General features: G+C 73.8%; 7 protein-coding genes. All 7 read right to left on the bottom strand.

What is annotated here, in order from left to right; all coding sequences use genetic code 11:
- Nucleotides 1–176 precede the first annotated feature (176 nt).
- Genes ACZ4A5_RS26055 through ACZ4A5_RS26025 form a run of 7 tightly spaced genes read right to left on the bottom strand, consistent with a single transcriptional unit; the run spans nucleotide 177 to nucleotide 7,581 of the window.
- The gene (locus ACZ4A5_RS26055; RefSeq protein ID WP_467589032.1) at nucleotides 177–1,556 is read right to left on the bottom strand and encodes a cytochrome P450; all 1,380 of its coding nucleotides are present in this window, start codon (nucleotides 1,554–1,556) and stop codon (nucleotides 177–179) included.
- Complete coding sequence (locus ACZ4A5_RS26050) at nucleotides 1,553–2,416, bottom strand: SAM-dependent methyltransferase (protein ID WP_467589029.1); 864 nt, start codon at nucleotides 2,414–2,416, stop codon at nucleotides 1,553–1,555. The genes ACZ4A5_RS26055 and ACZ4A5_RS26050 overlap by 4 nt, the downstream gene beginning before the upstream one ends.
- Before the next feature lie 5 nt (nucleotides 2,417–2,421).
- The gene (locus tag ACZ4A5_RS26045) at nucleotides 2,422–3,273 is read right to left on the bottom strand and encodes a methyltransferase domain-containing protein (RefSeq protein ID WP_467589026.1); all 852 of its coding nucleotides are present in this window, start codon (nucleotides 3,271–3,273) and stop codon (nucleotides 2,422–2,424) included.
- 46 nt (nucleotides 3,274–3,319) lie between these two features.
- Complete coding sequence (locus ACZ4A5_RS26040) at nucleotides 3,320–4,882, bottom strand: serine hydrolase domain-containing protein (RefSeq protein WP_467589023.1); 1,563 nt, start codon at nucleotides 4,880–4,882, stop codon at nucleotides 3,320–3,322.
- Nucleotides 4,883–4,886: 4 nt separating this feature from the next.
- On the bottom strand, nucleotides 4,887–5,927 hold the full coding sequence (locus tag ACZ4A5_RS26035; RefSeq protein WP_467589020.1) for an LLM class flavin-dependent oxidoreductase: 1,041 nt from the start codon (nucleotides 5,925–5,927) through the stop codon (nucleotides 4,887–4,889).
- Nucleotides 5,924–6,631 carry an HAD-IA family hydrolase gene (locus tag ACZ4A5_RS26030; RefSeq protein ID WP_467589017.1) on the bottom strand — a complete coding sequence of 236 codons (708 nt, stop codon included), beginning with the start codon at nucleotides 6,629–6,631 and terminating at the stop codon, nucleotides 5,924–5,926. Before ACZ4A5_RS26030 ends, ACZ4A5_RS26035 begins: the two co-directional genes overlap by 4 nt.
- Nucleotides 6,622–7,581 (bottom strand): transglutaminase-like domain-containing protein, encoded by a 960-nt coding sequence (locus ACZ4A5_RS26025; RefSeq protein WP_467589016.1) that lies wholly within the window; start codon nucleotides 7,579–7,581, stop codon nucleotides 6,622–6,624. Before ACZ4A5_RS26025 ends, ACZ4A5_RS26030 begins: the two co-directional genes overlap by 10 nt.
- Nucleotides 7,582–7,611: the final 30 nt, after the last annotated feature.

Raw genomic sequence — 7,611 nt, 5'->3', positions numbered from 1 at the left:
GGGCCCCAACGGGGGGGGTGGGGGAACGTCGGACCCGGGGTGGACTTGGGGCAGGGGGGCGGGGGGGGGGGGGGGGGGGGGGGGGAAAAAAAACACCCCCCCCCCCCCCCCCCCCCCCCCCCCCCCCCCCCCCCCCCCCCCCCACCGTACCCGGCGCCCTGCTCCGGGGCTCTGGTTCAGACGCGTGGTTCGGTGACCATGGGCAGGGGGCCCACGGCGACCAGGGCCCGGGGCTCCGGCCGGACCACGGTGCCGGGCACGGGCCGCAGCCGCCAGCGGGCGGCCACCATCGTCATCGCCAGTGTCGTCTCGTTCATCGCGAACTCGTCGCCGATGCACTTCCGGCTGCCGGTCCCGAAGGGGATCATCGCGCCGCGCGGCACGTCCTTGGCCCGCTCCGGCAGCCACCGGTCGGGGTCGAAGCGCTCGGCGTCGGGGAACAGGCGCCGGTCACGCTGGAGGGCGTACGTGCTGTAGATGATGACCGTTCCGGCCGGCATGCGTACGCCGCCGAGTTCGGTCTCCTCGGAGACGACCCGGGTGACCAGCCAGCCGGGCGGGTACAGCCGGAGCACCTCGGTGATGACGCGCCGGGCGTAGTCCGGCTCGTCCTTGTGGCCTGAGCTCCGGTCCGCCCCGTCCGGCTCCCCGGCGGGGGCGCTGTCGGCCAGTTCCTGGAGCCGGGCCTCGCAGTCGGGGTTCTCGCCGAGCAGGTGGAAGGTCCAGGTGAGTGCCGTCGCGGTGGTCTCGGTGGAGGCCATCAGGAAGTTCATCACCTGGTCGTGGATCTCCGCGTCGGAGAGCCGGTCGCCCGTGGCCTCGTCGCGGGCGGCCAGCAGCCCGGAGAGCAGGTCACCGTGGTCCGTCCCCGCCGCCCGGTAGGTGGCGATGATGTCGTCGACGATGGAGCGCAGTTGCCGCAGCGCCTCGTCGAAGCGGCGGTTGCCCGGTGTCGGCGTCCGGTGGAGCAGCCCCAGCGGGGAGACCATCCGCTCGTACATGCCCTCCATCACCATGGGGAGGTGCCGCAGGATGCCTTCGACGGCCGGGGTGCCGATCTCCGTGGACAGCAGCACCCGGGCGCCGATCCGTACCGTCAGCGCGTGGAAGACGTCGTTGACGTCGATGATCCCGCCGGGCCGCCAGCGGTCCATCTCCGCCTCCAGCTCCCGGCGCATGACCTCGGTGTAGGTGGCCAGGCGGCCGCGGCGGAAGGAGGGCTGCACCAGCAGGCGCTGACGGCGGTGGTCCCTGAAGGGGCAGTTGCCCAGGCTGTTGCCCATGAGCAGCTTGGTCTTCTCGTAGAACGGCCCGCCCCGGTCGAAGGTCCGCGGGTCCGCCAGGACCTGCCCGATCAGGTCGGGGTGGCAGGCCATATAGGCGGGCGTGCGGCCGAGCGAGACCTTCACCAGGTCGCCCCGGTAGGGGAGGGCCGTGAGGAATTCCAGGGGCATGCGGCGCAGCGGGATGGTGTGGCCGATCAGCGGCAGCCGTCCGGGGGCCTCGGTGACGGTCCAGGAGCCCGCCTGCCGGGGGGCTTCTCGCGTGGGTTTCACCGGTCCTCCCTCCCGTCGTCGCCCTGGGCCCGGGGGAAGGGCTTCCGCGCGGTGACCACCGAGTAGCCCACCTCCTCCACCGAGCCCATGCGGTCGATGCCGTCGACCATGCGGTGGAACGCCTCGTCGTCCATGTGGGAGCCCAGCTCGTCCCTGGCCGCGCGCATCTTCGCCGCGACCGCCGCGTACGACGGCCGTACCTCGTCCCCGATGTCGAGGAACTCCACCACCTCCAGCCCCGCCGACCGCATGCGGTCCTCATACGCCTCGCGGGTGAGGACGGGGCCCTGCTGGAAGTTGTCGTTGGCGGTGTCGACGATCGCCCTGGACGCCTCGCTCAGCGGCCGGCGCAGCACGAAGTCCGTCACCGTCACCCGGCCGCCGGGGCGCAGGACCCGGGCGATCTCGGTGAAGACGTCGGTGCGTTCCAGGGCGTGGCAGATGCTCTCGATGGCGTAACAGGCGTCGAACGAGCCGTCGGGAAAGGGGAGCGCGAGCATGTCACCGATGTGGAATGCGGTGGTGTCGTCGCCCTCCTTCTCGGCGAGCTCCCGGGACAGGCTCACTTGATACGGGTTGATGGACACCCCGGTGGCCTTCACCCGGTGCCGGGCGGCGACGCGCAAGGTGGCCTTGCCGTTGCCCGACCCCACGTCGAGCACCCGCTCCCCGGGGGTGAGGCCCAGGCGCGCCGAGACATGGTCGGTCAGCCGGTCACCGGCCTCCTCGACGGTCGTGGGGACGTCGGGGCCCGCCCAGTAGCCGCCGTGCATGTAGCCGCCTTCCGCGTGCACCATCAAGTCGGTGACGCGGTTGTAGAGTTCGACCATCCGGTCGGAGGCGGACGTGGTGTCGGTCATGCCGCTCACTTCCCCGGGCGCTGGGCGACGAGCAGCAGATAGCCGAACTCCTTGATGCCGACGAGGTCGCCGGGGTCGAACTGGTCCACCATCTCCTCGCCGAATTCCTTCTCCAGGCGCTCCTTCGACGCGTTGATGCGCTCCGAGAGCACCACGAAGGTCTTCTCCAGGGTCTGGTCGCTGATGTCGAGGAACTCCTCCAGCCACAGGCCCGCCTCGCGCAGCAGGGGAGGGTACGTCTCGGCGCTGACCATGGTCATCATGAAGTCGTGGAGATAGCGCTGGACGGCCGCCCGCCCCTCGGGGGCGAGGGGGGCCCGCTCGAAGAAGTCGGTGAGCACCAGGTGGCCCCCGGGCCGCAGCACCCGGCCGACCTGGGCGAGCACCTGGGCGCGGTCGGGCATGTGGATGATCGACTCGAGGGCGATCACCCCGTCGAAGCTCCCGTCCTCGAAGGGCAGGTCCATCGCGTCGGCCCGCTGGAAGCGCGCCCGGTCGGCGAGGCCGGACTCCTCGGCGAGCGCGTTGGCCCGGGCGACCTGCTCCTTGCTCACCGAGATGCCCGTGACGTGCGCGCCGCTCAGACGGGCGATGCGCACGCCGGGCGTCCCCACCCCGCAGCCGAGGTCCAGGACGCGGGAGCCGGCGCCGATACGCAGCCGCTCGGTCATCATGTCGGTGAGCCGGTCGGTGGCCTCGGCCAGCGGCACCTGGCTGTCGGGGGAGTCCCAGTAGCCGAAGTGCAGGTTCTCGCCGAGCGACGCGGCCCCCAGGGCGGTGAACCGGTCGTAGAGCGCGCCCACTTCGTCGGAGGCGGGCGAGGGCATGGGGAGGTCGGACAGCTCGGAGTGCGGCATGGATGAGCCCTCTCGTGAAAGGTCGGGGGTCTGGGCCGGTCGGGGGTCAGGAGACGCGGAGGTCCCGGTAGACGGCGTCGGCGAGGCGGATGATGCGCTCACGGTGGCGTTCGTGCTCCACCTTCCCGTTGAGGTGGAGGGCGACGACGAGAGCGGCGTCCGGGTCGGCGAACACCACCGCGGTCCACAGCCCGTCGTGCCCGTAGGACCGGGGGGAGGCGTACGAGCCGAAGCTGGTGAACCGCGGGTCCAGCCGGCGGCATTCGAGGCGGAAGCCCATGCCCCAGTCGGCGTTGCCGTAGCGGTCCGTCAGGCCGGTGCGGTGCCGGGCCGTGAGGGCGGCGACGGTCGGCGGCGCCAGGACGCGCCCGCCGGGAGCGGACCCGCCGCGCAGCAGCATCTCGAAGAGCCTTCCCATGTCGCGCAGCGGGCCCCGGGTGTTGACCCCGGGGATGCAGCGTGTGGTGGCCGCCTCGGTGGACCACCAGTGGGTGGGCCACGGGCCGCCTTCCGGGTTGCTCACATGGATCAGCGGCAGCTCGTCCCCGAGCGCGGCGAAAGCGTCACGGTCCAGCTGGACATGGGTGGCGGACATGCCGCACGGCCCCAGGATCTCCTCCTGGACATACGTGCCGTACTCCCTGCCGTCGACGGCGGGGAGGATGCGCGCCAGGACGAACCAGGCCCACCACTGGCTGTAGTTGATGCCGGGCGCACCCCCCGGGCGCGGTGCCACCGGCACCTCGAAGGCGCGGCGCACGCGTTCCTCGTCCGGGCCGGCCACGACGCCGTGGAGCGGGTCGTCGCCGGTGGGCAGCGGGCCCGTGTGGGTCAGCAGCTCCATCGAGGTGATGGATTCCTTGCCCCGGTTGCCGAACTCGGGCAGATAGTGCGCCACGGGCAGGTACGGGTCGTAGACCCCCGCTTCCCACAGGCGGCCCAGGGCGACCGACAGCAGCGGCTTGGCGCAGCAGTACCACAAGGGGAGCGACCGGTGGGTCATCGCGACCCCGGGACGGGCCAGCCCCAGCCCCGCGTCCGCGAGCGGGACCCCGTCGCGGGAGACGTAGATCTGCGCCCCCGGGGTGGAGGTGCCCACCTCGCGCTCCAGCTCCCGCATGGTGCCGGGAAGTGCCGCCCGGGCGCCCCGGACGGCCTCGGCCGCCTCCTCGGTGCCGGGCGGTGGGGCCACTTCGCGCGCCGGGGCGCCAGGAGTGCCACCGAGCGCGGCCACATGGCCGGATCCGTCGCGCTCCAGCGCGGCGTCGATGAAGAACAGCAGGCTGAAGTTGCCCTCGGCCCGGACGTCGCCCCGCTCGAAGACACCGGCCCGCTCCCGCGCCGGGCCGAGCAGCAGGGCGCGGGCGGCCTCCAGGGGCAGCCGGATCCGCAGCCCCGGGCTCTCGCCGGCCGCGGCCGCGAGGCCCAGCCGCCCGGAGACCAGGTCCACCCGCACGTCGACCGCCGGGGGCGTATCGGCCGGTGGGTCGGTGAGCTCCAGGCGGAGCGCGACCGTGCTGCGCTCGCCGGCCGGCGGGCGTTCGAGCTTTTGGGCCCCGGCGAGCCAGGCGGTGGAGAAAAACGGCGCGGTGGACAGGGTGTCGAGCACGGGCTCACTCCTCCGCTTCCTTGGCGGCGCCCGGCGCCACCTGGGGGACGACCTCGTGGAACAGGCGCTCCAGGCTGGTGGTGGCCGGGTAGTCGCGGAACCACAGCACGAACTCCTCCACGCCCGCGGCGACGAGACGCCGCGCGCGTTCGACGAGCTGCTCCGGCGTCCCGTACAGGCTGCGCCGCGCCAGCAGGTCGGGGTGGTGGCTCCAGAACAGCACCTCGTGCGGGGTGGCGAGCCAGCGGTCGCGGTCCAGCGCGGAGTCGAAGATCCGGCACTCCGCGGCCCACGCGTGCCGGACGCCGTCCGGGTCGAGCCCGAGCTCCGTGCGGCGGCGGCGGAAGGCGGTGACGGCCGCGGCGACCTGACCGGGCTCGCCCGTCCACTGGATGTGAGCGCACTCCCGCACGGTGGCGTCGGCGGGCAGCAACGCGCCGCGCCCGGCGTCCCCGGCCGGGGCGCGCAGCGCGAGGGGGAGGGGGCGCTGCCGGGGGGTGGGCACGCAGTGCGCCGCCGTCAGGCGGATGTGTTCCCCGGTGAAGGTGACGGGCTGTCCGCTCCACAGCGCGCGCAGGGCCTCGGCCGTCTCCCCGAGAGCCCGGTGGGCCGCCGCCTCCTCCTCGTCGGGCTCCAGGCCGGTGGGCACCGCGTGCCCCGTCGAGTGATGCTCCGGGAGGTACTCGCGGGCGGAGAAGCCGAGGGTGAGGCGGCCGTCGCAGACGAGGTCCAGGGCCGCCGCCCGCTTGGCGATCAGCGCGGCGTTGCGGTACGGCGGGGCCGAGGAGAGCAGACCCAGTTCAAGGCCGGGCACCGCGCCCGCGAGGGCCGCGAGCGCCGTCCAGCCCTCCCAGACCGGCTCGGGCTCGCGCCGGGGCAGGGTGTCCGTGCGGTCCAGCAGCCAGAGTCCGCCGCGGTCCTGCCGACGGACGGTGCGGGCGGTCTCCAGGAGGAGCCGCCAGCCCTCGCGGCCGTCCGTTCCGGCCAGTTCGAGGTTGGTGCCCTGCGGGGCGACGACGCTCCAGCGCGGGGTCGCGGGCGTCATGCGCGGCCGCCGCTGCGGACCAGCGCGAGCAGGCTCTGCGGCTTGTCGAGCAGGAAGTCGGGCCGCTCGGCGCTCAGTTGCCCGGGCGTGCCCTCGCCCCAGGTCGCGCCCACGGTGGCGGTCCCCGCGGCGCGGCCGCTGCGGATGTCGATCACCGCGTCACCGACCATGACCGCGCCCTCGGGCGCCGCGTCCAGCCGGCGCAGCGCCTCGCGCACGATGTCGGGGTGCGGCTTGGGCCTCGGCACCTCGTCGCTGCCCACCACCTCGTCCAGCAGGGGCAGCAGCCCGACGGCGGCCAGCACGGCGCGTGCCCGGGAGCCGGACTTGCCGGTGGCGATCGCGGTGCCGACGCCGTCCGCCCGCAGGTCCGCCAGCAGTTGCGGCACGTCCGGATACACCTCGACCTGGTCCATCATCCGGTGGCTCTCCCGGACGAACGGCTCCTCCAGCTCGCCGGGGAGACCCATCAGCCGCATGATGTCCGGGAAATAGCGGCCCTGGTGCGTGCGGTACTCCTCGAAGGGCGGCTCGCCCGGCCCCACCACCTCGCGGTAGGCCAGGGCGAACGCCTCGCGCATCACCGCGAAACTGTCGATGAGGACGCCGTCGAGGTCGAAGACGACCGTGGTGAACCGGGATGGGAACGAGGGGGAAGGCGCGTCCTTCGCGGCCTCCGGGAGGGGCGGGGGGTTCACAGGCATGGCAGGAGCTCCGTGGGTAGGGACGTCGGGGCCCAGACCCCGGCGTGGCTGACGACTTTCGTGAAGCGGCCCGCGAGCCGGTGGTAGATGGCCCCCGGCGAGCTGTGCGGCGGGTGGGCCGCCGCGTCCAGCCCGCCCCAGGCGGCCATGGCCCGCAGCAGCAGCGGATCGGCCGGCACCCAGCGGCCGCCCACCAGGAACTCGGCCCAGCAGTGCGGTGTGGAGTACGGCTTGGCCACCAGCAGGCCGAAGGAGAACCGCGCGTCGAGCCCGCGGCGCTGGCCCTCCGCCACCAGCCAGGCCGCCGCGCCGCCGCAGTCCGCCATGCGCGTGCTCCACAGGAACTCCGGGTCCCAGCGGATCGCCTCGGGCAGCAGGAAGAAGCCGACCGGCTCCAGGGTGCGCAGCAGGTCGAGGACGGCCGGGGGGAAGTCCGGCCAGTGGTCGCGCGACCGTACGTACAGCCGCGCCAGCGTGGTCTCCTGCGGTGAGGCGGCCTCCACCGGGCGACGGGCGCCGGGCAGCAGCACGCCGTAGCGGCACGGGCCCGCGTGGCCGGGCACCGGGCAGGAGGCGGTGACGTCGACGCGGTAGCGCGGCCCTTGTGAAGCCGAGGCGGTCCGCAGGGAACCGGCCCACGAGCGGACGGCCCGGCGCTGCACCGAGGCCAGGCCCAGGTGCAGCGCCGCGTTGCCCAGGTCGTAGCCGTCGAAGAGGCGCGCGGAGCCCGTACCCACGAAGGGCACGCCCGCCTCGCACAGCGCGGACAGCAACTCCGGTCCGAGGCGGTGCAGCCGGCGCGCGCTCTGCTCGTCGACGGTGAAGCGGCGGTGTTCGTCGGGCACGAGCAGCAGCCGTGCCACGAGTGCCTGGAGCTCCTGGGTGGAGGGGGGCCGGGCCGGCGTGTAGACGCTGATCTCCTCGATCCTTTCGCCTGGACGGGACGGCATGGCGGGACGGGACGGAACAGCCGGTGCGGC

It is taken from the genome of Streptomyces sp. NPDC025618 (assembly GCF_055558795.1).
This window is presented reverse-complemented; position numbering and strand designations above follow the sequence as displayed.

Bases quoted from the DNA above. Each gene is read 5' to 3' on its own strand.
- ACZ4A5_RS26035 (WP_467589020.1), bottom strand. From the start codon at position 5,927: ATGACGCCCGCGACCCCGCGCTGGAGCGTCGTCGCCCCGCAGGGCACC.
- ACZ4A5_RS26025 (WP_467589016.1), bottom strand. From the start codon at position 7,581: ATGCCGTCCCGTCCAGGCGAAAGGATCGAGGAGATCAGCGTCTACACG.
- ACZ4A5_RS26045 (WP_467589026.1), bottom strand. From the start codon at position 3,273: ATGCCGCACTCCGAGCTGTCCGACCTCCCCATGCCCTCGCCCGCCTCC.
- ACZ4A5_RS26050 (WP_467589029.1), bottom strand. From the start codon at position 2,416: ATGACCGACACCACGTCCGCCTCCGACCGGATGGTCGAACTCTACAAC.
- ACZ4A5_RS26030 (WP_467589017.1), bottom strand. From the start codon at position 6,631: ATGCCTGTGAACCCCCCGCCCCTCCCGGAGGCCGCGAAGGACGCGCCT.